Origin of the sequence: Erwinia rhapontici, from assembly GCF_020683125.1 — a bacterium.
Taxonomy (GTDB): Bacteria; Pseudomonadota; Gammaproteobacteria; order Enterobacterales; family Enterobacteriaceae; genus Erwinia; species Erwinia rhapontici.
The window spans coordinates 288944-312109 of record NZ_CP085627.1; the positions used below are offsets into that span (position 1 = coordinate 288944).

Annotated in this window: 22 protein-coding genes; 16 read left to right on the forward strand and 6 right to left on the reverse strand. The window is 53.4% G+C overall.

The features are described 5' to 3' along the window. Nucleotides 1-49 precede the first annotated feature (49 nt). Complete coding sequence (locus tag LJN55_RS01225; RefSeq protein ID WP_227535542.1) at nt 50-529, forward strand: DUF943 family protein; 480 nt, start codon at nt 50-52, stop codon at nt 527-529. Nucleotides 530-664: 135 nt separating this feature from the next. Beyond that, nucleotides 665-1144 (forward strand): DUF943 family protein, encoded by a 480-nt coding sequence (locus LJN55_RS01230; protein WP_227535543.1) that lies wholly within the window; start codon nt 665-667, stop codon nt 1142-1144. Nucleotides 1145-1239: 95 nt separating this feature from the next. On the opposite strand, the gene rtcR is transcribed toward LJN55_RS01230, so the two are convergent. Continuing rightward, the gene (gene rtcR / locus LJN55_RS01235) at nt 1240-2823 is read right to left on the reverse strand and encodes an RNA repair transcriptional activator RtcR (RefSeq protein ID WP_227535544.1); all 1584 of its coding nucleotides are present in this window, start codon (nt 2821-2823) and stop codon (nt 1240-1242) included. Between the two features lie 495 nt (nt 2824-3318). On the opposite strand from rtcR, the gene LJN55_RS01240 reads away from it, so the two are divergent. The 7 genes from LJN55_RS01240 to LJN55_RS01270 all read left to right on the forward strand — a co-directional run bounded on the left by LJN55_RS01240 (nt 3319) and on the right by LJN55_RS01270 (nt 9390). Beyond that, complete coding sequence (locus LJN55_RS01240) at nt 3319-4452, forward strand: slipin family protein (RefSeq protein WP_133844380.1); 1134 nt, start codon at nt 3319-3321, stop codon at nt 4450-4452. Between the two features lie 2 nt (nt 4453-4454). Next, nucleotides 4455-5672, forward strand: a complete 1218-nt coding sequence (locus LJN55_RS01245) for an RtcB family protein (protein WP_320443513.1) — start codon at nt 4455-4457, stop codon at nt 5670-5672. 17 nt (nt 5673-5689) lie between these two features. Further along, the gene (locus LJN55_RS01250; RefSeq protein ID WP_227536445.1) at nt 5690-6472 is read left to right on the forward strand and encodes a nucleotidyltransferase domain-containing protein; all 783 of its coding nucleotides are present in this window, start codon (nt 5690-5692) and stop codon (nt 6470-6472) included. A 174-nt stretch (nt 6473-6646) separates the two neighbouring features. Continuing rightward, nucleotides 6647-7495, forward strand: coding sequence for a YPO3983 family protein (locus LJN55_RS01255; protein WP_227535546.1), 849 nt, complete (start codon nt 6647-6649; stop codon nt 7493-7495). Next, nucleotides 7479-7943, forward strand: coding sequence for a DUF943 family protein (locus LJN55_RS01260; protein WP_227535547.1), 465 nt, complete (start codon nt 7479-7481; stop codon nt 7941-7943). The genes LJN55_RS01255 and LJN55_RS01260 overlap by 17 nt, the downstream gene beginning before the upstream one ends. A 153-nt stretch (nt 7944-8096) precedes the next feature. Next, nucleotides 8097-8948 carry a YPO3983 family protein gene (locus tag LJN55_RS01265; protein ID WP_227535548.1) on the forward strand — a complete coding sequence of 284 codons (852 nt, stop codon included), beginning with the start codon at nt 8097-8099 and terminating at the stop codon, nt 8946-8948. After that, entirely contained in the window at nt 8932-9390 is a 459-nt protein-coding gene (locus LJN55_RS01270) for a DUF943 family protein (RefSeq protein ID WP_227535549.1), read from the forward strand. Before LJN55_RS01265 ends, LJN55_RS01270 begins: the two co-directional genes overlap by 17 nt. A gap of 201 nt (nt 9391-9591) precedes the next feature. On the opposite strand, the gene LJN55_RS01275 is transcribed toward LJN55_RS01270, so the two are convergent. Next, a complete protein-coding gene (locus tag LJN55_RS01275; RefSeq protein ID WP_227535550.1) occupies nt 9592-10056 on the reverse strand; it encodes an OsmC family protein in 465 nt (154 codons plus the stop codon). 101 nt (nt 10057-10157) lie between these two features. On the opposite strand from LJN55_RS01275, the gene LJN55_RS01280 reads away from it, so the two are divergent. Further along, nucleotides 10158-10799 (forward strand): GntR family transcriptional regulator, encoded by a 642-nt coding sequence (locus tag LJN55_RS01280; protein ID WP_227535551.1) that lies wholly within the window; start codon nt 10158-10160, stop codon nt 10797-10799. Between the two features lie 61 nt (nt 10800-10860). On the opposite strand, the gene LJN55_RS01285 is transcribed toward LJN55_RS01280, so the two are convergent. Further along, nucleotides 10861-12420: a BCCT family transporter gene (locus tag LJN55_RS01285; RefSeq protein ID WP_227535552.1), complete on the reverse strand. Its 1560-nt coding sequence runs from the start codon at nt 12418-12420 to the stop codon at nt 10861-10863. 160 nt (nt 12421-12580) lie between these two features. Here LJN55_RS01285 and betI point away from each other — a divergent pair, with 160 nt between their 5' ends. Genes betI through betA form a run of 3 tightly spaced genes read left to right on the forward strand, consistent with a single transcriptional unit; the run spans nt 12581 to nt 16375 of the window. Then, complete coding sequence (gene betI / locus LJN55_RS01290; RefSeq protein ID WP_227535553.1) at nt 12581-13168, forward strand: transcriptional regulator BetI; 588 nt, start codon at nt 12581-12583, stop codon at nt 13166-13168. Between the two features lie 34 nt (nt 13169-13202). Continuing rightward, entirely contained in the window at nt 13203-14675 is a 1473-nt protein-coding gene (gene betB, locus LJN55_RS01295; RefSeq protein ID WP_227536446.1) for a betaine-aldehyde dehydrogenase, read from the forward strand. A 20-nt stretch (nt 14676-14695) separates the two neighbouring features. Then, nucleotides 14696-16375 carry a choline dehydrogenase gene (gene betA, locus LJN55_RS01300; protein WP_227535554.1) on the forward strand — a complete coding sequence of 560 codons (1680 nt, stop codon included), beginning with the start codon at nt 14696-14698 and terminating at the stop codon, nt 16373-16375. 96 nt (nt 16376-16471) lie between these two features. On the opposite strand, the gene LJN55_RS01305 is transcribed toward betA, so the two are convergent. Both LJN55_RS01305 and LJN55_RS01310 read right to left on the reverse strand, forming a co-directional pair. Further along, a complete protein-coding gene (locus LJN55_RS01305; protein WP_200642579.1) occupies nt 16472-17866 on the reverse strand; it encodes an APC family permease in 1395 nt (464 codons plus the stop codon). Nucleotides 17867-18046: 180 nt separating this feature from the next. Next, nucleotides 18047-18880, reverse strand: a complete 834-nt coding sequence (locus LJN55_RS01310; protein WP_227535556.1) for an AraC family transcriptional regulator — start codon at nt 18878-18880, stop codon at nt 18047-18049. Nucleotides 18881-19061: 181 nt separating this feature from the next. Here LJN55_RS01310 and LJN55_RS01315 point away from each other — a divergent pair, with 181 nt between their 5' ends. The 3 genes from LJN55_RS01315 (at nt 19062) to LJN55_RS01325 (ending at nt 22088) form a co-directional block, all read left to right on the forward strand. Beyond that, on the forward strand, nt 19062-20201 hold the full coding sequence (locus tag LJN55_RS01315; protein WP_227535557.1) for a tyramine oxidase subunit B: 1140 nt from the start codon (nt 19062-19064) through the stop codon (nt 20199-20201). Nucleotides 20202-20352: 151 nt separating this feature from the next. After that, nucleotides 20353-20775 carry a RidA family protein gene (locus LJN55_RS01320; protein ID WP_227535558.1) on the forward strand — a complete coding sequence of 141 codons (423 nt, stop codon included), beginning with the start codon at nt 20353-20355 and terminating at the stop codon, nt 20773-20775. Between the two features lie 20 nt (nt 20776-20795). Beyond that, nucleotides 20796-22088 (forward strand): NAD(P)/FAD-dependent oxidoreductase, encoded by a 1293-nt coding sequence (locus LJN55_RS01325; protein WP_227535559.1) that lies wholly within the window; start codon nt 20796-20798, stop codon nt 22086-22088. Here LJN55_RS01325 and LJN55_RS01330 read toward each other — a convergent pair. Beyond that, nucleotides 22067-23149 carry a diguanylate cyclase gene (locus tag LJN55_RS01330; protein WP_227535560.1) on the reverse strand — a complete coding sequence of 361 codons (1083 nt, stop codon included), beginning with the start codon at nt 23147-23149 and terminating at the stop codon, nt 22067-22069. The genes LJN55_RS01325 and LJN55_RS01330 overlap by 22 nt on opposite strands. Nucleotides 23150-23166 lie beyond the last annotated feature (17 nt).

Here is a 23166-nt window from a genome sequence, read left to right on the forward strand (position 1 = left end):
ATTAAACAAGGATTGTTTATGAAGTCAACCCACATTACGGGAGCCCGTAATGAAAATAAATATTAAAAAAACCGCCTACACACTACTACTGGCGGGCGGTATTCTGCACGGTTGTTTCCTCTGGTATTCGCATCGCCCTGTAGAAATCGTTGCCGTACATCACAGAAGCAGTGGCTTCAGCGATGTTCTTGTCAAAAATTTTCCCTTTACTGATAAAGGTAAAATACACTGGTGGCTGAAAAATAAGGCCATGCTAAAAGAAAAATACAACGTGCCTAATCCAAATCCAGATGGTTCATTTTATCTTAATGTTTGGCTGTTCGGTGACGGTTATAAAGAGGTGGGTAAGTACGACAGACTTTGCTTTGAGGATATGAAAACGAAAAAAAACTGTATTGAAAAGGACATAGTATTCACGGTTAGTTACAGTAAAAACATGGGAACCATGTTCGAGGCCTACGATGGCACTTATCGTTTGAAAAACAATGGCGAGATCGTGAAATACATTTCTCATTCTGAGGCCTGGTGAATCCTCCCTCACACTCAGTAAAAAACAACATTAAACGGTCCGCACAGGCCGAGCCTGTGTGGTAATTTTCATCATCGTTAACGATTAAACAAGGAGCGTTTATGAAAAATACTCACAACATTACGGGAGCCCGTAATGAAAATAAATATTAAAAAAACCGCCTACACACTACTACTGGCGGGCGGTATTCTGCACGGTTGTTTCCTCTGGTATTCGCATCGCCCTGTAGAAATCGTTGCCGTTCATCATGGAAGAAGTGGTTACAGCGATGTTCTTGTCAAAAACTTCCCCTTTACTGATAAAGGTAAAATTCACTGGTGGCTGAAAAATAAGGCCATGCTAAAGGAAAAATACAACGTGCCTAATCCGGAACCAGACGGCTCATTTTCTCTTACCGTCTGGCTATTCGGAGACGGTTACAAAGAAGAGGGGAAATATGACCGACTCTGCTTTGAAGATATGAAAACGAAAGTGAATTGTATCGAAAAAGACATCGTTTTCTCCGTCGACAACAGCAAAAACATGGGAACCATGTTTGAGGCCTATGATGGCACTTATCGTTTGCAAAAAAATGGCGAAGTCGTGAAATATGTTGATCACTATGAAGTGTGGTGAATTTACCCGCCGAATTCACTGAAGCGCATCGTAAAACGATCGGCACAGCCCCGCAATATAACGCACCGGGGCTGCCATCCTTCACTCGCTTGCCGTTATCGCTCCAGCACTCCGCCGGACTTCACGCTCTCCCAGTCTAAGGCAAAGCGCGCCAGATACTTGCGAAGCCGGTCGGCGTCATTAGGCTGCTTCTTCTGCTGGCGCGAAACGGCAAACAGCGTGCGTCCGGCCTCGGACAGGGAAGATGACTCACGGCAAACCTTCAAAACCGTTTCCAGCTGGCTGTGGTCAAACAAATCCAGCGTTTCCGGTAAAACAACGGCAGGTTCGAGCTGCCAGCTGGCGCGTAAGCGGGCAATCTCCTCTTCCACCTGCGGCAGCTCAATGCGCCCATTGTCTGCCAGCGTTGCCATGCGCGTCACCGAGGCACTCAGTTCGCGGAAGTTCCCGCGCCACACGGCAGCAGGCGCGCAGGCAAATTGCAGATAACGCTGACGAGCCTGCGGCTCAAAACGCACCTGCGACTGCGCACTGCTGGCAAAACGCAACAGTTCAAATTCCAGGTTAGGTTCAATATCTTCCCGCCGCGCCGCCAGTCCTGGTAGGGTAAAGCTCCACATATTGATGCGGGCGTAGAGATCCTCACGAAAGCGCCCTTCCGCCACCCACTGGCGCATATCGCGATGCGTCCCGGCAATCAGCTGAAAATCACTGCTCACCTCTTTATCCGCGCCGAACGGCAGAAAGCGTTTCTCTTCGATGGCTTTCAGTAACATTGCCTGCTCATCCAGCCCCAGTTCGGCAATTTCATCGAGGAAAAGCATCCCGCCGTCCGCTTCACGCAGCAGCCCGTTACGTGCCTGCAATGCCCCGGTAAAGGCCCCTTTCACATGACCAAACAGCGTAGACATGGCGTTATCGCCGCGTAACGTTGCGCAGTTCACAGCGACCAGCCGTCCGCTGACCCGATGGCGCGACTGACGCAGCTGATAAATCCGTTCTGCCAGAAACGATTTTCCTGCTCCTGTCGGCCCGGTCAGCAACAGCGGCGCATCCGAGCGCAGCGCCACACGCTCAATCTGGTCGATCAGGTTGTTAAAGGTCGCATTACGCGTGGAGATCCCGCCTTTCAGCAACGACACCGACTCCTGACGTTCGCGCATAAAGCGGCTGGTCAGCGTGGCATAACGGCTGAGATCGAGGTCGATTAGCGTATAAACACCCTCGGTTTTTCCGCTCTCCTGTTCACGCGGGGCGGGCGCGGTCTGTAGCAGACTGGCTGGCAGGTAACGCGCCTCGGTCAGCAGGAACCAGCAGATCTGAACCACATGCGTTCCGGTGGTGATATGCACCAGATACTCTTCGTTCTCAGTATCAAAAGGATAATGGCGGGAAAAATCGAGCAGCGTGGTATACACCTCTTCGAAGTCCCAGGGGTCATTGAGGGTGATCTGATTCAGCCGCACTTCGGTGTCCGTTGAGACCAGCGCCACATCTTCAGCCATCTGCTGCGCCATCGTCTGACGGTCAGGCTGATGCAGCAGTTCAAGGCGATCGATGGGCAAATCGGGCTGCATACACAGCCCCAGCGTGGGCCGCCATTTGTTCCAGCGGTTTTCCCGTTTGCCACGCTTGTCCAGGGTGGTCCCCAGCATACCGATCACGACTCTGCGCTTCATACCCTATCCCTTTATCGCAATATTTATCCCACAGGATAAATTCAGTATTCCCCTGCCAGCAATACCTTTTGTTCCTGAAAATATAAATCCATTAATAATCAATATATTATAATTTTATTCGCGATTTTTCTTCACCTGGCACGCTTCTGGCAATAGTTACCCCGTCAACATGCTGGAATTGCACGGGTTACGAACCCCGCCAGCGCACCGGGAACGGATGACCGTTTTCCCGCAGGCGTTCTGCCAGCATGAAGACATTGAGCGAAGGGCACAGGGCCAGAACGGGTTCGACTCCCGATTTCGTACCTCTCTCCAAAGAGACTATTAGCAGTACCCAGGCTGTGCAGTCAGCAGCCCACCCGGAGCACCGGCAAACGCGTCGGGTCTGGGGCATCACCTCCGCGCCACCGCCAGTTTCGGGTGCCGCTCAGATGCTCCCCCTGACTTCACGCTGCTGCCCGTGCTCTGCGGTGCACCCTTAATGAAGGAGATAATATGTTTAACAACATCAAAATACGGAAAGGCCATATCGCGTTGCTGGTAAAGAACGACGAATACCAACAGATTCTGCCAGCCGGGGAGTATCGTTTCCGCGACTGGCGACGTCAGCTCAAGGTGGCCACCTTTGAGCTGAATCAACCGCTGGATAACACGCTGGCGGACTACCTGCAGCAGCACCATCCGCAGTGGGTAAGCGAGTTTTGCCAGACCGTCGCGGTGCCTGAAACCTGCGTTGGGTTGCACTATAAAAATGACCTGCTGGTAGAGCTCCTGCCGCCGGGTACACGCCGCCTGTGGTGGCTGAACGGCAGCGAGCAGCGCGTCGATCTGCTGCCCACCGATGACGTGGCGATCCCGACCTCCATTGTTGCCAGCCTGATGCAACCCCAACTGCGCCAGCACGTGGTGGCCGGTCACGCCGGGGTACTGCTGGCGCTGGTGCCCGCCTGGCATGTGGGGATCCTGAAAGTGGATGGTATGGCGCAGGCGCTGCTGCCACCGGGTACTCGCGGCTACTGGCGCTTTAATCATCAGGTTGAGGTCGACGTGGTGGATACCCGCGTGCAGGCGCTGGAAGTCAGCGGCCAGGAGATCCTGACGCGCGATAAAGTCAGCTTACGCATTAACCTTGCTGCCAACTGGCGTTACAGCGATGTGATGAGTGCCTGGGGGCAACTGACCAAACCGCTGGAATACCTCTACCGTGAGTTACAGTTTGCGCTGCGGGAAGCGGTGGGAACACGCAGCCTGGATGAGCTGCTGGAAAACAAGCAGGTGATTGACGAACTGGTCAGTACGCAGATCCGCCAGAATGTCGCCGCCTGGGGGATGGAAGTGATATCCGTGGGTGTCAAAGACATCATCCTGCCGGGAGAGATGAAGACTATCCTCTCCCGACTGGTGGAAGCGGAAAAATCTGCGCAGGCTAACGTGATCCGTCGGCGTGAAGAGACCGCCGCCACGCGCTCGCTGCTGAACACCGCCAAAGTGATGGAGAACAACCCGGTGGCACTGCGTCTGAAAGAGCTGGAAACCCTGGAAAGGGTGGCAGAGCGCATCGATAAAATCTCCGTATTCGGCGGCCTGGACCAGGTGCTGAATGGACTGGTACAGATCAAAGGAAACTGACAATGAGTATGCAACAGCTGACCGCGCCAGGCGCCGCAATGATAAAAATGTGGACCGAGGGCGTCCCCGTCGATCCCAAAGCGCAGCAACAGCTGCTGAATACGGCACGGATGCCATTTATCTACCGCCATCTGGCCGTAATGCCGGATGTGCACGTCGGTAAAGGCTCGACCATCGGCAGCGTGATCCCAACCAAAGGGGCGATTATCCCGGCGGCGGTTGGCGTGGATATTGGCTGCGGGATGATGGCAGTGCGTACGTCGCTAATGGCCAGCGATCTGCCGGATAATCTGTTCGGCATCCGCAGTGCCATTGAACGTGCGGTGCCGCATGGTCGCAGCAGTGGACGTTCACGTAATGACCGGGGGGCATGGAATACGCCACCGCATGCCGTGGATATCCACTGGCAGGTACTGGACGCGGGCTTTAAACGCATCACCGATAAATACCCGGCGCTGCTGAAAACCAACCATTACCACCACCTTGGTACGCTGGGCACCGGGAACCACTTTATTGAGCTGTGCCTGGATGAAGCACAGCGGGTCTGGGTGATGCTGCACAGCGGTTCACGCGGCGTCGGCAATGCCATCGGTAACCTGTTTATCACCCTCGCCAGGGAAGATATGCAGCAGCACATCGCGAATCTGCCGGACCGCGATCTGGCTTACTTCAGCGAAGGAAGCCAGCACTTTGCCGACTACATTGAGGCGGTGGAATGGGCGCAGGAGTTTGCGCGTCACAACCGCCAGGTGATGATGCAGCAGACGCTGACGGCACTGGCCCTGGCACTGTCGACGCCGTTTCTCGCCGAAGAACAGGCGGTGAATTGCCACCACAACTATGTGCAGCGTGAACAGCACTTTGGTGAAGACATCCTGGTGACCCGTAAAGGCGCGGTGTCAGCACGTAAAGGCGAGATGGGGATTATTCCCGGATCGATGGGAGCAAAAAGTTTTATCGTACGCGGGCTGGGCAATGAAGAGAGTTTCTGTTCATGCAGCCACGGCGCCGGGCGGGTCATGAGCCGCACCGAAGCGAAAAACCGCTTCACGGTGGCCGACCAGCAGCGCGCCACCGCCCACGTTGAGTGCCGCAAAGACAGCAACGTCATCGATGAGATCCCGATGGCGTATAAAGATATCGATGCCGTGATGGCCGCACAGTCATCACTGGTAGAAATTGTGCATACGCTGCGTCAGGTCGTGTGTGTTAAAGGATAAGGAGCAACCTGATGAAAATGGAAGAAACGATCAGCCCGGCTATGCGTGAGCGGGTGTTGACAGCATTAGAAGCGATCGAAGCCCGCCACCACGTGCGCGTGCTGTATGCCTGCGAGTCTGGCAGTCGGGGGTGGGGATTTTCCTCCCCCGACAGTGATTACGATGTGCGCTTTATTTACGTGCATCAGCCCGAGTGGTATCTGCGCATCGAGCCACCGCGGGATGTTATCGAACTGCCGATCGACAGCGAGCTGGATGTCTGCGGCTGGGAGCTGCGTAAAACACTGGGGTTGCTGAAAGCCGCCAACCCGACGCTGATGGAGTGGCTGGATTCACCCGTCATCTATCGCCAGCACCCTGAAACGGTACAGGCGTTACGTGGGCTGGTGCCGGATTTCTTCAGCGATCTGCGGGCGCGCTATCACTATCTGGCCATGGCGAAGAAGAACTTTCGCGGGTATCTGCAGGGCGAACAGGTGCGGCTGAAAAAGTACTTTTACGTGCTGCGCCCGCTGCTGGCCGTGCAGTGGATTGAGGCCGGAAAAGGCGTTCCGCCGATGCGTTTTGATCGGTTGATGGCGGGCACGGTCAGTGACCCGCTGCTGCGGGCGGAGATCGAGGCATTGCTGGAGCGTAAACGCCAGGCGGGCGAAGCTGAACACGGCCCGCGCCGTGAACGCATCCATGCCTTTATTGAGCAACAGCTGGCGCAGCAGGAACGCCCGCCGCTCTCCGATGCCGCCCGACGTGATGCCAGCGCACTAAACCATCTGCTGATGCAGACCGTGCTGACACCGTAATGCAAACAGGCACAGGGTTCGCTCTGTGCCCCCATCATGGTGCGACCTTTTATGGACGCCCGCTGTGTTTACAAAACACTCCACTACCGCTTACTATTTCACCGATGACAAGCATCAAGGACGACATACCCAACACCGTTTTGGAAACGGGTATCACACAAGGAGCGTTTTATTATGGTAGCACTGCCATTTCCCTGCACGCTGTTCACCACGCAAAACCGCATGGACGATCACCATGCCAAAGATATGCAATGCGGTGACCTGACGGCAGAACAGTTAAAGACACGGTTTCGCCTTGCTCATGTCTCCGGGCGAGTAAACCCTTTCACGCTGACAAAATTCACCACGTCTAACCGACCGCCATCAATGTACAGTAGCTCACACGGCGCGAGTGAAAAAATAAGCCGTCAGGAATGTGCCCGCATTTTGTTTGACGAGTTCCGCGATTTATCGCGGACATTCTCTATTTACGGCCCTTACAGACATCTGATCGGTCAGATGATCACGCATATGCAAAACGGCATCGGTGCGGCATTTACCAGTAGCTATCTGGATGCAGCATTGAAAGAGCACATTCTTAGAGATAATACGGAAAACAGTACCCGAAAATTGTTAGAGAAAGCATTTAATCTATTTATAGACTGGGAAAATAAATGTTATCCCGCAGATAAAAAAGATGAATTACGCAAAGCGATTCTTGAGGGAAAGCTCCCTAAGTTTGACAGATTTCAGGATAACTTCAACGGTATGGGGATTACCGTCCACGATACATGGGCAACGCATATCACACTAAAATTGTTGCAGATTGATTATGATCGCTATCGTGCGGTAGTGCATTACAAAGTGCAGGATCACTTTGGACTGGATAACGCTGATATTTTGAACACTAAATTCAAAGATTTTATTTTTTTCCGTATCTGGTTCGTTCTTCAGCGCTACGATAAATTCGGATTTAAACCTTTTATGACCAATATGGAAGCCACCGTTGAAATTACCGGAGGACGCAATGAGAAGAAAAATTAAGAAAACCCTTTATGCCTTATTGGTTTTAGCGCTTATATTGCATGCTGGCTTACTCTGGTGGTCAAAGCGGCCAGTGGATATTGTTGCCGTTCATAAAAGCGGTAGCCATAGCTATGTTTTAGTAAAAAACTTCCCGTTTCTGGATAAAGAAAAGATCAACTGGTGGGCGAAAAACAAAGCCATGTTGAAAGAAAAATATGACATTCCCAACCCAGAAAAAGAGGGTTTTTATTCTGTGATTTTTTGGGATTTTGGCGAGGGTTATAAAGAAACGGATGGCTATGACCGACTCTGTTTTGATGATATGAAAACAAACATCAACTGTATTGATAAAGAGAAGTACTTTACCGTCTGGAATGGCAGGAATAATGATATCTCATTTGGCGTTCATGATGGTGAGTATTTCATTAAAGAAAACGGTCAGATGGTAAAAAGAAAATACGAATAGATGAAATCTCAGCGTGCTGAATCGCCTGCGGATGCAGGCCGTTCTGTTTACAAAACACCCCACTACCGCTTACTATTTCACCGATGACAAGCATCAAGGACGACATACCCAAAACCATTTTGGAAACGGGTATCACACAAGGAGCGTTTTATTATGGCCGCACTACCCTTACCCTGCACGCTGTTCGAAACACAAAACCGCATGGACGATCACCATGCCAAAGATATGCAATGCGGTGACCTGACGGCAGAACAGTTAAAAACACGTTTTCGTCTTGATCATGTCTCCGGACGAGTGAACCCTTACACACTGACAAAATTCACTACGTCTAATCGACCACCATCAATGTACAGTAGCTCACACGGCGCGAGTGAAAAAATCAGCCGTCAGGAATGTGCCCGAATTTTGTTTGACGAGTTCCGCCAGTTATCGCGTACATTCTCTATTTACGGTCCTTACAGACATCTGATCAGTCAGATGATCACACATATGCAGAACGGAAACGGTGCGGCATTTACCAGTATGCATTTGGATTCGGCGTTGAAAGAGCAAATTTTGAATGATAATTCTCCGGAAAACAGTACACGTTTAATCTTGAAAAAAGCATTTAGTATAAATATAGATTGGAAAAATAAATGTTATCCAGTCAATAAAAAGGAAAAAATGATCAAATCTATCCTTGATGGAAAACTACCTAAATTTGACAGGTTTAAGGACAACTTCAATGGTATGGGAATTACCGTCCACGACACTTGGGCAACGCAGATTACGCTAAAGTCGCTACAGATTGATAACGACAGCTACCGTGCTGTAGTGCATTACAAAGTGCAGGATCACTTTGGTCTCGATAACGCTGATATTTTAAACACTAAATTCAAAGATTTTATTTTTTTCCGTATATGGTTCGTTCTTCAGCGCTACGATAAATTCGGATTTAAACCTTTTATGACCAATATGGAAGCAAACATTGAAATTACTGGAAACCGTAATGAAAGTAAAAAATAAGAAAGCATTCTATGCTTCCTCCTGTGTTTGTGCGGTTCTCCTCGGTCTCTGCACTTGGTTGTCCCTTCGTCCAGTAGAGATAGTCGCCATTCATAATGATGGTGAGTTCAGCTCAGTTTTGGTTAAAAACTTCCCATTAACTAATAGTGGAAAAATAAACTGGTGGTTGAAAAACAAAGAAGCACTGGATTCGAAATATAAAATACCCAATTCAGATAGTGATGGCAGTTTTACTATTGTTTTCTGGTTATTTGGTGATGGATATAAAGAGCAAGGTAAGTACGACCGACGATGCTTTATTGATATGAAAACTAAAGAAAACTGCATTGATAAAAAACGGGTTTTTTCCGTTGAGACGGGTAGAAATAATGACATATTATTCACTGTGCGCGATGGAATATATCGCATGAATAAAAAGGGTGAGATTGTGAAGTATGAATAGGCACTGTTTAGAAAAAAGAGAAGGGAATTTTGATTAAATGTATGCATCGTCAAGGTAGGGGAAATTTATCAAAAACGAGGGCATAAAATGGCAGGCCGCGCCGTGCATAGCCTGGAAGGGGAAGCGAATCTTTAATCGTTTTTTCCTTTCTGACTGATAGGGCACACAACGTTTCGGTGGCCCTGTTTTTTCAGCTCAATGCTAACACTGCACAATCGTTGGTTCGCACAGCACCGGGAAGTTCAGCGAGTTGGCAATATAGCAAAGGGAATGGGCTTGGTGATGCAGCGTGCGCGCCAGTTCAGGATCGCCTGAGGAAATGCTCACCTGCGGCTTTAACAGAATGCGGGTAAAGCAGCCCGTTTTACCTTCCACCATCGTTCCCTCCGCGTCATCCCGGTAAGCCTGGACGATAATTCCGGCTTCTGCGCACAGGTGCAGATACCATAATTTATGGCAGGCAGAAGCCGACGCAACCAGCAGATCCTCAGGGTTCCATCGTGTGGCATCACCCAGAAATGCCGGATCGGATGAACCCGCAATCGGCGCTTTCTCGCCCGCACTCATCTGGTAGTTGCGGTCGTATGCCTTGTAGGATGCGGTGCCTTGTCCTTTATTCCCTGTCCATTCCACCGAAACCTGATAGTGATGTTCACGTTGTGCCATGTTGCTTGCTCCTGAGGGAAATGCGGATAACCGCTCACGTTGATTGTGCAAGTAAAGCAGATGGTATACCATTATTCCAACTGTTTTTTGAGAACATACTGATGCTGACGAAACCAGGCTCCACGGCAGATGTTATTGCGGCCTCACTGCGTGACATGATCAATCAGGGCGAACTGCCTGAGGGCGCACGCTTGATCGAACGCGAGCTGGCCAGTCAGTTTGCCGTCAGCCGCATCCCGCTGCGTGAGGCAATCCAGCAGCTGGAACGCGAAGGAATTGTTGAAACGCAGCGTAACCGCGGTGCCGCTGTCAGAACCTTAACCGCCGATGATGTGAATGAGATCTACACGTTGCGCGCGCTGCTGGAGGGGGAGGCGATTTATCACAGCGTGATCAACCGGAACGAAGAGACGCTGGCGCGTGCCGGGCTGGTTCATCAGTTACTTGAGAATGCGGGGAGCGTGCAAAAGCAGGGAGAGTTGAACCGCGAGTTTCACACCCTTCTTTATCGTGGTTGTCATAACGGCAGGCTGTTAAAAATGATCGCAGAGTTATGTGCACAGATTGAGCGCTACGAATATCTGCAACGCCGACTGCTGGCGGATACGCCTGCGTTCCAGCATGAACATGCCGCCATTCTTGATGCGTATGCGCGCGGGGATGCGCAGCAGGCGCGGGACGAAACCGTCAGACATATTGAGTCTGCCCGGAAGGTAGTACTGACCCAAGTCTTCCTTCAATAACCCCCGACATTGATGGTCAGGGGCATTTATGCCTTCAACGATATTGCGCAGTACCGCCGGTCTAGCTCTGGCGGTCTGTCTGCATCATCGGCTTAGCGCCAAATTTCTGTAAATCGCGATACAGGCTGACCATATAGAGCAGAATTACCGCAGAGAAGGGTAAACCACATATCACAACAGCGGTCTGCATCGCACTGAAGCTGCCCGCATATAACAGGCCTGCACAGACTAACGTCGTGACGGAGGCCCAGAAAATACGCAGCCATGCCGGTGCATCATCGTCATTGGTTCCCCCCTGGCTGGAAAGATTAGCAATCATCAGCGTGCCTGAATCGACAGGTGTCAGGAACAGAACAAAGCTGATGACAATCGTGAAGCCGGCGGTGATTTTAGTGAACGGGAGGTATTCGAAAAGTTTGAAAACGGCCATAGGTGGGTCTTTCAACGCAACCTGACCCAGAATTTTATCCGCATGCTCAAGTACAAGGCTGATCGCGGTATTGCCGAAAATAGACAGCCAGGCGAGGGTGAAGCCTAACGGGATCAGCATGACACCCAGGATAAGCTCACGGATGGTTCTTCCCTTCGAAATCCGGGCAATAAACAAGCCGACAAACGGTGCCCAGGCAACCCACCACGCCCAGTAGAAAAGCGTCCATGCACCCTGCCAGCGACGCGCTTTGCCATAGAGATACACATCAAAGCTCTTCCCGACAATCGATGTCAGGTAATCGCCCGTGTTCTGTAGCATCCCGTTGATCAGGTTGAGCGTTGGGCCGGTGACGAAGACGAACAGCAACAGTAAGCACAGGAAGCCAACGTTGATGTTAGAGAGCATCGCGATGCCTTTCTCAACGCCGGTGACGGCAGCTAACGTTGCAACAATCATCATCACGACAATCAGTATCAACAGCACATGCGGCGTTTGTGGGATATCAAACAGATAGTGCAGGCCGGAGTTCACCAGCAATGCCCCGATACCGAGGTTAGTGACCATCGAAATCACGGTGACCAGAATGCCAACGCTGTCGACTAAATGCCCGGCCCAGCCGTGAATCCTCTCGCCAAAAATAGGATAAAGGGCCGAACGCAACGCCAGAGGCAATCCGCGACAGTAAGCAAAATAGGCCAGTGCTGTGGCGATGAGCGCATACAGCGCCCAGCCATGAAGGCCCCAGTGCAGGAATGTAATCGCCATTGCCTGGCGGGCGGCTTCAGGTGTTCCTCCCTGGCCTTCTGGCGGTTGCAGAAAGTGGTCAAGTGGTTCATAGGCACCGTAATACACCAGTGCGATTCCAATACCCGCCGAGAAAAGCATGGCAATCCACGAAGGGTAGCTAAACTGCGGCGCTTCTCCCTCCTCGCCCAGTCGGATGTGCCCAAACCGGGAAAGGGCAAGCCAGAATACAAAAATCATGCACGCGATCATCAGCAGCATGTAGTACCAGCCAAACACATCCGCCATCCAGATTTGGGCGCTGTTTAGCCATTGATTGCTTCCGGCAGGAAACATCACCACCAGCAGTCCTAACAACAGGATAACGACAGCAGAGCTAAAAAATACGGGGGCATTCAGTCTGATCGGTGCATGGCCGACCGGTTTTGGCGCGATCTCAGTCATATGAACAGTTCCATGGTGTAAAGAGTAAAATCCATCTTATGAAGACCCGATTATTAACATTTAATAACCGAGACTTTGACATTTTTGTAGCATAGGATAGATTGATTGAACGTTCAATCAGTGAATTTTAAATGCGTGGTTGCTGCCACCTGGAGTTGAAATGTCCCGTAAAGCCATACCTGAACAACGCAAAGAGCAGTTGATCACAGCGGCCTTCGAAACCATAGGTGACGTCGGTTTAGCGGGTGTGACGTTGTCCCAGGTCGCCAGCCAGGCAGGAATGTCTACGGGGATTGTCAGCCACTACTTTGGCGATAAAGACGGTTTGTTAAACGCCACGATGCGCCGCATCCTGCGAGACCTGCACGATGCGGTGGCTACCTGCCGGAGTACTGCTCAGGACACCCCTGAAGCGCAGCTGTTCGCTATTATCGAAGGCAACTTTCATCCCAGCCAGACCAGCGGAACCTCAATGCGTACCTGGCTTGATTTCTGGGCAGCAAGCCTGCATCAACCCACGCTGCGCCGTTTGCAGCGGGTCAATGACCACCGACTCTTTTCCAATATTTGCTGCCAGTTTCGCCGCCGTTTACCGCAGAATGAAGCACGCAGGGCTGCCCGAGGCCTGGCGGCAATGATCGACGGATTATGGCTACGCGGTAGCCTGGCTGGCATCGATTTTAATGCACGGAAGGCATGCGAAATTGCCTTCGATTATGTTGAAAATAAGCTCAACAACAGAACTTGAATTCCCAAGCCAACTGACAAAAGGAACCGTAATGATGGCGAAACTCCCCCTGCAACAACTTTATATTGATGGTCGTTTGACTGACGCCAGTGGCTCAGAGACGTTTGAAACGATCAACCCGGCAAACGGTGAGGTGCTGGCTGTGGTGCAGCGCGCAACCGAGGACGATATTGAACGAGCGGTCACGAGTGCAGAACGTGGCCAAAAAATCTGGGCCTCAATGACCGGCACGGAGCGTTCACGTATTTTGTTACGCGCCGTAGACATCCTGCGTGAACGCAATGATGAGCTGGCCCACCTGGAGACGCTGGATACCGGCAAGCCTTTCTCTGAAACCTCGGTTGTCGATATCGTCACGGGCGCGGATGTACTGGAGTATTACGCTGGCCTGGCAACGTCCATCGAAGGTGAGCAGTATCCGCTACGCGATAGCAGCTTCTTCTATACGCGACGTGAACCGCTGGGCGTGACGGCCGGGATCGGTGCCTGGAACTATCCGATCCAGATTGCGTTGTGGAAATCCGCCCCTGCGCTTGCCGCAGGTAACGCGATGATTTTTAAACCCAGCGAAGTGACCCCGCTGACCGCACTTAAACTGGCTGAAATCTATACGCAGGCGGGCCTGCCGGATGGCGTATTTAATGTGGTTCAGGGAGCAGGGCGTGTAGTGGGTGAATGGTTAACTCAGCATCCACGTATTGAAAAAATCTCCTTCACTGGCGGTATTGAAACCGGTAAGAAAGTCATGGCCAGCGCGGCGGCTTCATCGCTTAAAGACGTCACGATGGAGCTGGGCGGCAAGTCACCGCTGCTGATTCTGGCCGATGCCGATATTGAACTGGCCGCAGATATTGCAATGATGGCGAATTTCTACAGCTCCGGGCAGGTGTGTACCAACGGGACACGCGTGTTTGTGCATCGTTCACAGAAAGCCGCACTGGAAAAGGCGCTGGAAATTCGCGTTAAGCGTATTCGCATGGGGGAACCAATGGATCCCCGCACCAATTTCGGTCCGCTGACCAGTTTTTCCCATATGGAAAATGTCCTGCGCTATATCGAAAGCGGCAAAGCGGAAGGGGCACGTTTACTGTGCGGCGGTGCGCGCGAAACATCAGGCAATTTTGCACAAGGTGCTTACGTTCAGCCGACGATTTTCACCGATTGCGAAGATCATCACACCATCGTCAAAGAAGAGATTTTTGGGCCGGTCATGAGCATTCTGACCTGGGACGATGAGCAGGAAGCCATTGACCGTGCGAACAATACCCACTTTGGTCTGGCAGCAGGTGTCGTCACACGCGATCTTTCAAAAGCTCACCGCACCATTCATCAGTTAGAAGCGGGTATCTGCTGGATCAACAGTTGGGGAGAATCGCCTGCGCAAATGCCGGTCGGCGGCTACAAACAATCCGGTGTTGGACGTGAAAATGGGATAAGCACGCTCGCCCATTACACACGTATCAAGTCAATCCAGGTTGAGTTGGAACGTTATCAATCTGTATTTTAAATAAGGACATTGAGGTTTTTATGACGACTATCAGGGAATATGACTACATCATTATTGGTGCGGGTTCAGCGGGTAACGTACTGGCGACGCGCCTGACAGAAGACGCGGATGTCAGCGTGCTGTTACTGGAAGCCGGAGGCCCGGACTACCGCCAGGATTTCCGTACGCAGATGCCTGCGGCACTGGCCTATCCATTACAGGGACGGCGCTATAACTGGGCCTATCTGACCGATCCAGAACCGTTTATGGACAACCGACGCATGGAGTGCGGTCGTGGTAAAGGGCTGGGGGGATCGTCGCTGATCAACGGGATGTGTTACATCCGTGGTAATGCCATGGATTATGACGGCTGGGCGAAGCAGGAAGGCCTGGAAAACTGGAGCTATCTCGACTGCCTGCCGTACTTCAAAATAGCGGAACGCCGTGATATTGGTGGCAATGACTATCATGGCGATTGTGGTCCGGTCAGCGTGACAACGCCAAAACACGATAACAACGTGCTTTTCCACGCCATGGTTGAAGCGGGTGTGCAGGCGGGTTATCCGCGTACTGATGACTTAAATGGTTACCAGCAGGAAGGTTTTGGCCCGATGGATCGCACCGTAACGCCACAGGGTCGTCGTGCGAGCACCGCCCGGGGCTATCTGGACCAGGCGCGTCAACGTCCAAACCTGACGATTGAAGTTCATGCTGTCACCGATCGCATTCTGTTTGAGAACAAACGGGCGACCGGAGTGGCCTGGCTACAAAAAGAGATCCCACACTCGGCACGTGCGCGACGTGAAGTGTTGCTTTGTGCGGGGGCGATTGCCTCTCCGCAAATTCTGCAACGCTCAGGCGTTGGCCCGGCTGAGCTGTTAAAAAGCCTGGATATTCCGGTGGTTCACGATCTGCCCGGTGTTGGCGCGAACTTGCAGGATCATCTCGAAATGTATTTGCAGTATGAGTGCATGCAGCCCGTTTCGCTGGCACCTGCGCTGAAGCTGCATAATCAGCCGTTGATTGGTGCAGAGTGGCTGTTTATGGGGAGGGGGATTGGCGCCAGTAACCATTTTGAAGCGGGCGGATTTATTCGCAGCCACGAAGAGTTTGAATGGCCGAATATTCAATATCATTTCCTGCCGGTCGCGGTTAACTATAACGGCTCGAATCCGATTAAAGTCCATAGCTTCCAGGCACACGTGGGTTCGATGCGCTCAACGAGTCGAGGCCGGGTGCAGGTCACCTCGAAGAACCCGCATGACCACCCGAGTATCCTGTTTAACTATATGTCCCAGGAGCAGGACTGGCATGAGTTCCGTGCGGCTATCCGTCTGACGCGTGAGATTATCCAGCAGCGTGCGCTGGACCCCTATCGTGGCAAGGAAATTTCGCCGGGTGCGAGCTATCAAAGTGACGCCGATCTGGACCGTTTTGTCCGTGAGCATGCTGAAACGGCCTACCACCCCTCCTGTTCGAATGCGATGGGGTATCATGAAATGGCCGTGGTTGGAAATGATGGCAAAGTGCATGGCATGGAGAACCTGCGCATCGTGGATGCGTCCATTATGCCGCGCATCACCACCGGAAACCTTAACGCGCCAACGATCATGATTGCTGAGAAAATAGCCGATATGATCCGTGGGCGTCCGCCACTTGCCCGTAGTGACGTTCCGTACTATGTGGCTAATGGTGCACCTGTGCGGCGTGTGCGGGATTAAATAAGCGTATTCAACGTAACGTGTTCACAGAACGCTTCCGACCTGCAAAGGCGGGAGCGTTCTGCTTTTCGCGTCGTATTCCACGAGTCAGGCCTGTCAGGCCGGGAGTGTACGTCCTTTGCGCTTCACCGACATCACATAACCCGCCGCTGAACAGACCGCGATAAACCATGGGATCAGCTGTACCAGCTTCGAGTCGCTGCCGCTCAGAATTTGCAGATTGTTGATCACCAGGATAATGGTAATGGACATCGCCGTCATCGCCAGCAGCGGAGCCCAGAACACCTGCCAGGCACTATTGTTGTGGTGTTCTAAACGGCGGAAGAACAGGATCACCGCCGCCGAGACGCCCACCTGCAACACCAGAATCGACAGTGTGGCAATCGCCGATCCGAAGGCAAAAATCTGTGCCATCGGGTCAAGGTCGATGCTGCCCATGCCCACCAGCATCATCAGCAGGATCACGCTGTGCACATGGCTGGCTTTATGCGGGGTACCGTTGGTCGGATGGGTGGCGCACAGCTCTTTCCAGATCAGGCCATCACGGCTGATACTGAAAATGTAGCGTGAAATATTGTTATGAAATGCCATCGCTGCCGCGAACAGGCTGGTGATCAGCAGCACCGACATGGTGTCCACCGCCCACTGGCCAACATACTGGCGGGTGATATCAAAGACGAAGTTGCCAGGATCTTTACGCGCAATGTCTACCAGCTGGTCGATGTCATACGCCTGCACCAGCGCCCAGCTGGTAAAGCAGAAAAAGACGGTGATCAGCAGCAAAGCACAGATCGTGGCGCGCGGTACGGTTTTGTGCGGATCGCGGCACTCTTCGGCGTAAATGGCCGTGGATTCGAAGCCGATAAACGAGGCAATCGAGAACATAAAGGCAATGCCGAGATTACCCTGCATAAACACGGAAGGTTCAAACGAACTGAGATTGAGATCGCCGGATTTTTTGATCAGCAGCATCACATCGGTCAGCAGGACGATAGCCACTTCCGCCACCATCAGCACGCCCAGCAGCTTGCCACCCACCTCCACGCGCTTGATGCCGAGCACCCAGGCAATCACCACAAACAGCATACTCAGTGCCCACCAGGGAATATGCACGCCCAGATGCTGCTCAACAAACAGCTGGCTAAAGAAGCCGAGCATCGCCACCACCGCCGTCTGCACCGAAAAGTAAGCGATAAGTGCCAGCACTGAGGCCGACGCCCCCCAGTTTTCCCCCAGCCCTTTCGAAATATAGGTGTAGAACGCGCCCGCGTCGCTGACATGGCGGCTCATGGCGATATAGCCGACCGAGAAGATCATCAAAATGGCGCAGGCCATAATATAGATCACAGGAATACCGCCGCCGTTCCCGGTGAACATAGCCACCGGAAGTCCGCCGACCACGCCGGTCAGGGGAGAGGCTGCCGCCACAACAAAGAAGACCAGGGAAAATAAGCCCAGGGTATTTTTTCTTAAACCGGTAGAGTTGCTCATCGCCAGCGCCTTAGATGACAGTGAAATCGTACTCAGGAAGTGTTCTTCCGAGGCCAGGTACTGCTGGCATCATTTATCAGTGACGGCGGGTGCGGATAGAAAAAATCGGACAGCACCAGGGTGCAACAGTCGCACTGTTTTAGTGCTACTTCACGCTAACCTGGCGCTAACTTTTCGCCCTTAGTGATAACGAATACGCTCGCCCCACGCACCGAGCAGGGTCTGACGCTGATAGTCGAGTGGTGTGGTACTGATCAGCTTTTTAAACTCGCGCAGGAAGTGCGACTGGTCGCTGAAACCGAGGTCGAGCGCCAGGTCAGAAAACGACACCGGCCCTTGCTGGTGCAGGGAATGCAGTGCCGCCTGGCAGCGCATAATGCGGCCAAACGCCTTGGGTGACATGCCAGTATCCTGACGAAACTGGCGCTGAATGGTGCGGCAGGTATAGCCGGTTAACGCCTCCAGATGCTCCACGCGGATATTGCCTTTCTGTTGCAGGATGGTATGAATGATCGTTGCGGTGACCAATGACGTTTTGCGTACCAGGCGCGGAGTGAAATGGGTGTTAAACAGGGCGATCTGCTGTAAAAACAGTGGGGTACGCAGGATTTGTTCGCAGGCCTGGCGTGCATCCGGCACCACATCGAAGAAGTTAAACTCACGATCTGTCAGCTCCTCTGCCATCACATCGAGAAAATCCGGGGTCACTCCCGGCGCAAAGCGCACGCCAAAATAGCGGTGGTTGCGGTTCAGCGCAGCACTGCGTGCCGCAAGCGTAGTACCGCACACTCTCGCCACAGGATGCGCAGCATCACAGTCAAACACGATATCCACGCAGCCATCCGGCACTGCCAGCGTCAGGCTGGCCGACTCGGCGACTTCAAAGCTATAGAAATGGGAAATCGCCGGGTGGCTGCTGGCCTTCAGTGAGTAGTGTCTGGCAGCACTGAGGACAAACCAGGGTTGCTGCGGTTGAATATCGGCCGCCGAATGTGAAGCCAGAGTGTTTGACATAAGACGAGTCCTGCAACAGGGATGACAAACTCTCACTGCAATTCGGGTGCCACTTTCCGTTTGTCGATTCGCCCTCATGTCGCAAAAGTTCAATACAGGCCGGAAGATCCCTCGTTATTTTCATGGTGTAGCGCAACGTCGACCGCGCAACGTCATTCACTCATTTAACGGGGTAACCGGCATGTCTGACTCAACTAAAATCGATTTCATCTACCTTTCAGAACCGGACATGATCCGCGCCGGGGTCACCGATATGCCCGCCTGCGTGGATACGATGGAAGAGATGTTTGGCCTGCTGTATCAGGGCGACTATCGCATGGCAGGATCGAACAACGACTCGCACGGTGCGATGGTCACCTTCCCGGAGGACTCACCGTTCCCGACCATGCCGAAACCCACCGCCGATCGCCGTTTAATGGCGATGCCTGCCTACCTGGGCGGCAGTTTTTGTACCGCTGGCGTCAAATGGTACGGCTCGAATATTGCCAACCGCCAGAAAGGGCTGCCGCGTTCCATCCTGATGTTCACGCTGAACGATGCCGATACAGGCGCCCCGCTGGCGCATATGTCCGCCAACCTGCTTTCGGCCTACCGTACAGGCGCTGTCCCTGGCGTGGGCGCCCGCCATTTAGCGCGCAAAGATGCAAAAGTGATTGGTCTGCTGGGGCCTGGCGTGATGGGCAAAACCGCCGTCGCGGCGTTTATCGCCGTCTGCCCGCTGATCGACACCATTAAAATCAAAGGACGCGGGCAGAACAGTCTGGACACCTTTATCTCCTGGATCACCGTGACGTTCCCGCAGATCACCACCATTGAGGTGGTCGACAGCCTGGAAGCGGTGGTGCGCGGGTCGGATATCGTCACCTATTGCAGCTCTGGCGAAGTGGGCGACCCGTCTACCTACCCGCTGGTGAAACGTGAATGGGTAAAACCCGGTGCATTTCTGGCGATGCCTGCGTTGTGCAATATCGATGAAGGCATGGAACAGGCCGATGTCCGCAAAGTGCTGGATAACACGGGGCTCTATCACGCCTGGTATGAAGAAGTGCCCAAACCCGCGCATCACACCATCCCGGTGATTGGCGTGCGCTTTATGGACATGGTGGCGGAAGGCAAGCTGACCCACGCGCAGTTAGAAGACATTGGCAAGATTGTCGCCGGAGATGCACCCGGCCGTCAGAACAACGACGAGATCATCATTATGTCGGTGGGCGGGATGCCGGTAGAGGACGTGGCGTGGGGCACGGTGGTTTACCGCAATGCGCTGGAGAAAGGTATTGGCGTGAAGCTGAATCTGTGGGAAACCCCAGAATTACATTAATCCTCGTCATCCTTGACGCTGCAACGGCGTTGGCTGCGCACATTCACCCCGGTCACTTACCTGAGTAAGCTCCCGGGGATTCATGTCCTTGCCGCCTTGTCGCAACGCCAATGATTTAGAGGATGGTCTGCATATATCAAAAGGAAGAAAAATGACTCAGATAACCAAAGTAAAAACCGGATCGATTTTTGAAGAGAAGGCCAGCTACTCGCGCATTGTGGCAGTGGATAACTGGATTTTAGTGTCGAACACCGCCGGACGTAACCCGCAAAGCAAAGAAATTCCTGAGGATATCAGCGAACAGACGCATCAGGTGTTCGCCAATATCGAACAGGCACTGGCAGCCGTAGATGCCTCGCTGGCCGATGTGGTGATGTCGCGCGTCTTTATTCAGGACCCGCAGGACGTGCCGACGGTGATGGCGATTATTGGCGACAAGTTTCGCGGGATAAACCCGGCTTCGACGGTCACCTGCCCGCCGCTTGGCTCCACCGTGTATAAAGTGGAGCTGGAAGTGACCGCGTATCGTGGTGCCTCTGCGGCAAATGTTGTCGAACTCACCGTGGCGCTGTAACGCCCGCTAAGAAGGTATGTATGGCCCCTGTGATCACCCCGGTTCAGACCGCCACGACATTGCCCCTTGCCACCACCGTCGTGGTGATTGGCGGCGGTATCGTCGGGTTAACCGCCGCGCTGGCGCTGGCAGAACGTAATATTCCCGTTGTACTGTTGGAAAAAGGCCGCCTGGCGGGGGAGCAATCTTCACGTAACCTCGGCTGGGTGCGTAAAACCAGCCGCATGGCCGATGATATTCCCCTGGCACTGGCTGCCGACCGCCTGTGGGCCGCAATGCCGGAGCGCACCGGGCAGGATGTAGGTTATCGCCAGGCGGGCATTATGTTTGTCGGCCGAACTGATGTGCAGATGGCGATGCATGAGGGCTGGCTGAAATCGGTTGAGCATCTTGGCCTGGATTCACAGTTACTGACGGCGCAGCAGATTGCGGCGCGGGTGCCGGGCGGCCGGGGCAACTGGGCGGGAGGGATTTATACCCCGTCCGATGGCCGGGCCGAACCGACGCTGGCTTCCAGCGCCATCGCTCGCGCGGCCATTGCCAAAGGGGTGACGATCGTTGAGAACTGCGCGGTACGTACCCTGTCGCTGGCGGGGGGTAACGTCAGTGGCGTGGTGACGGAAAAGGGTGAGATCCGCTGCGAGCAGGTGCTGCTGGCGGGCGGGCTGTGGTCACGACGTTTTCTCGGTAACCTCGGTGTTTCGCTGCCAACGCTGCCGCTGATCTGCTCAGTATTGCGCACCACGCCGATGGAAGGGCCGACAGACATTGCCGTGGGTGCACCGGATTTCTCGTTTCGTAAGCATCATGACGGCGGCTTTATCATTACTCAACGCGGTGCGCTGGATGCCTCGCTGACGCTGGACCATCTGTTAATCGGTTCGCGCTACCTGCAACAGCTGCGCACGCAGCGCAGCTTCCTGCGTATCTCCGTCGGGAAAAATTTTGTCAGGGATCTGGCGTTGCCGCGTCGCTGGAAAGCCCATGGCCGTTCGCCGTTTGAACAGGTCCGCACGCTGGACCCGCAGGTGAACCCGGTGCTGAATCAGGAAGCGATGACCAACCTGATAGCCGCCTGGCCCGCGTTTGAAAAGGCAGTGATTGCGGATGCCTGGGCCGGGGCAATTGATGTCACCCCGGATTCGAACCCGGTGATTGGTCGGGTGGCGAAAATTCCGGGTCTGACGCTGGCAACAGGGTTTTCAGGGCATGGGTTCGGGACGTCACCGGCTGCGGGGCAGTTGGCTGCCGATCTGGTATCGGCTGCAGCGCCGATTATCGATCCGCGCCCTTATCGGTTTGAGAGGTTCTGAGGCTCTGGCTGCCAGAGCTGGATGCCATCGCGGCCCGTGCGTTTGACGTTGTACAGCGCCTGGTCAGCATGACGCAGCCACTGATGAATGGAGTCTGCTTTGGCCGCCGGGGCAATGCCGATGCTCACCGAACACTGGAAGTTCGGTGACGCCGGGAGCTGTATTTGAGCAATTTTCTCTTTCAGCGCTGCCGCCAGTATCACAATGCTGTTACTGTCGGCATCGCGCACAATCACCCCCAGTTCATCCCCCCCAAAACGGGCAGGAATATCCCGGATGCCCACTTCCGTGCGCAGCAGCATGGAGATTTCTGCCAGCAGATAATCCCCGGCTTCATGGCCGAAACGATCATTCACCTGTTTGAAATTATCCACATCCAGCAACAGAAGCCAGGCATGGCTGTCACCGCGCTGGGTACGCAGATATTCGCTTTCCAGGCGGCGGTCAAACAGGCGGCGGTTAGGGATTTTCAGGCTGGGATCCATCAGTGAAATGCGTTCCAGCTCGCGGTTTTTACGGCGCAGGCTCAGGGTTAACTGATAGGACACGGCGCTCAGCACCATCATATAGCAGGTAGCCAGCGGCAGCGACAGCCACACCGCGCGGGTGCTGAAGGTCAGCTGTAATGGCATACCGGCCACGCTCCAGGTGGGAATAAAGGCCAGCAGAAACGCGGCAAGCGCAGGTCTTAACTGCGCCCAGCCACCGGCGGCATAGCGATCAGACGCCAGCACCGCCATGATAATCAGTGACGGCAGCGGGCTGATGCCCATCAGGGCTACCCAGACACCCCCAAAGGCGGCATCAATGGTGAGGTTTCGCCGTTCGGTGGCGGTCGGATCGCTGGACGAGTGTGCCAGTATCCATGCAATGACCGGCCAGATAAAAGCGTTAATACTGAGCAAAATGGTCAGCCACATGCCCCGACCCAGCTCCAACAGCACCGACAGGATAGGGAAAAAACACAAAAAGGTGCCCAATTGCCGCATGGCGAACATGCGACGAATAAAGCGCTCAGAGCGCTGTTTTAATTGTCTGTCATCAGGTGAGTAATAGTGCATGAATAAGCGACATTGTG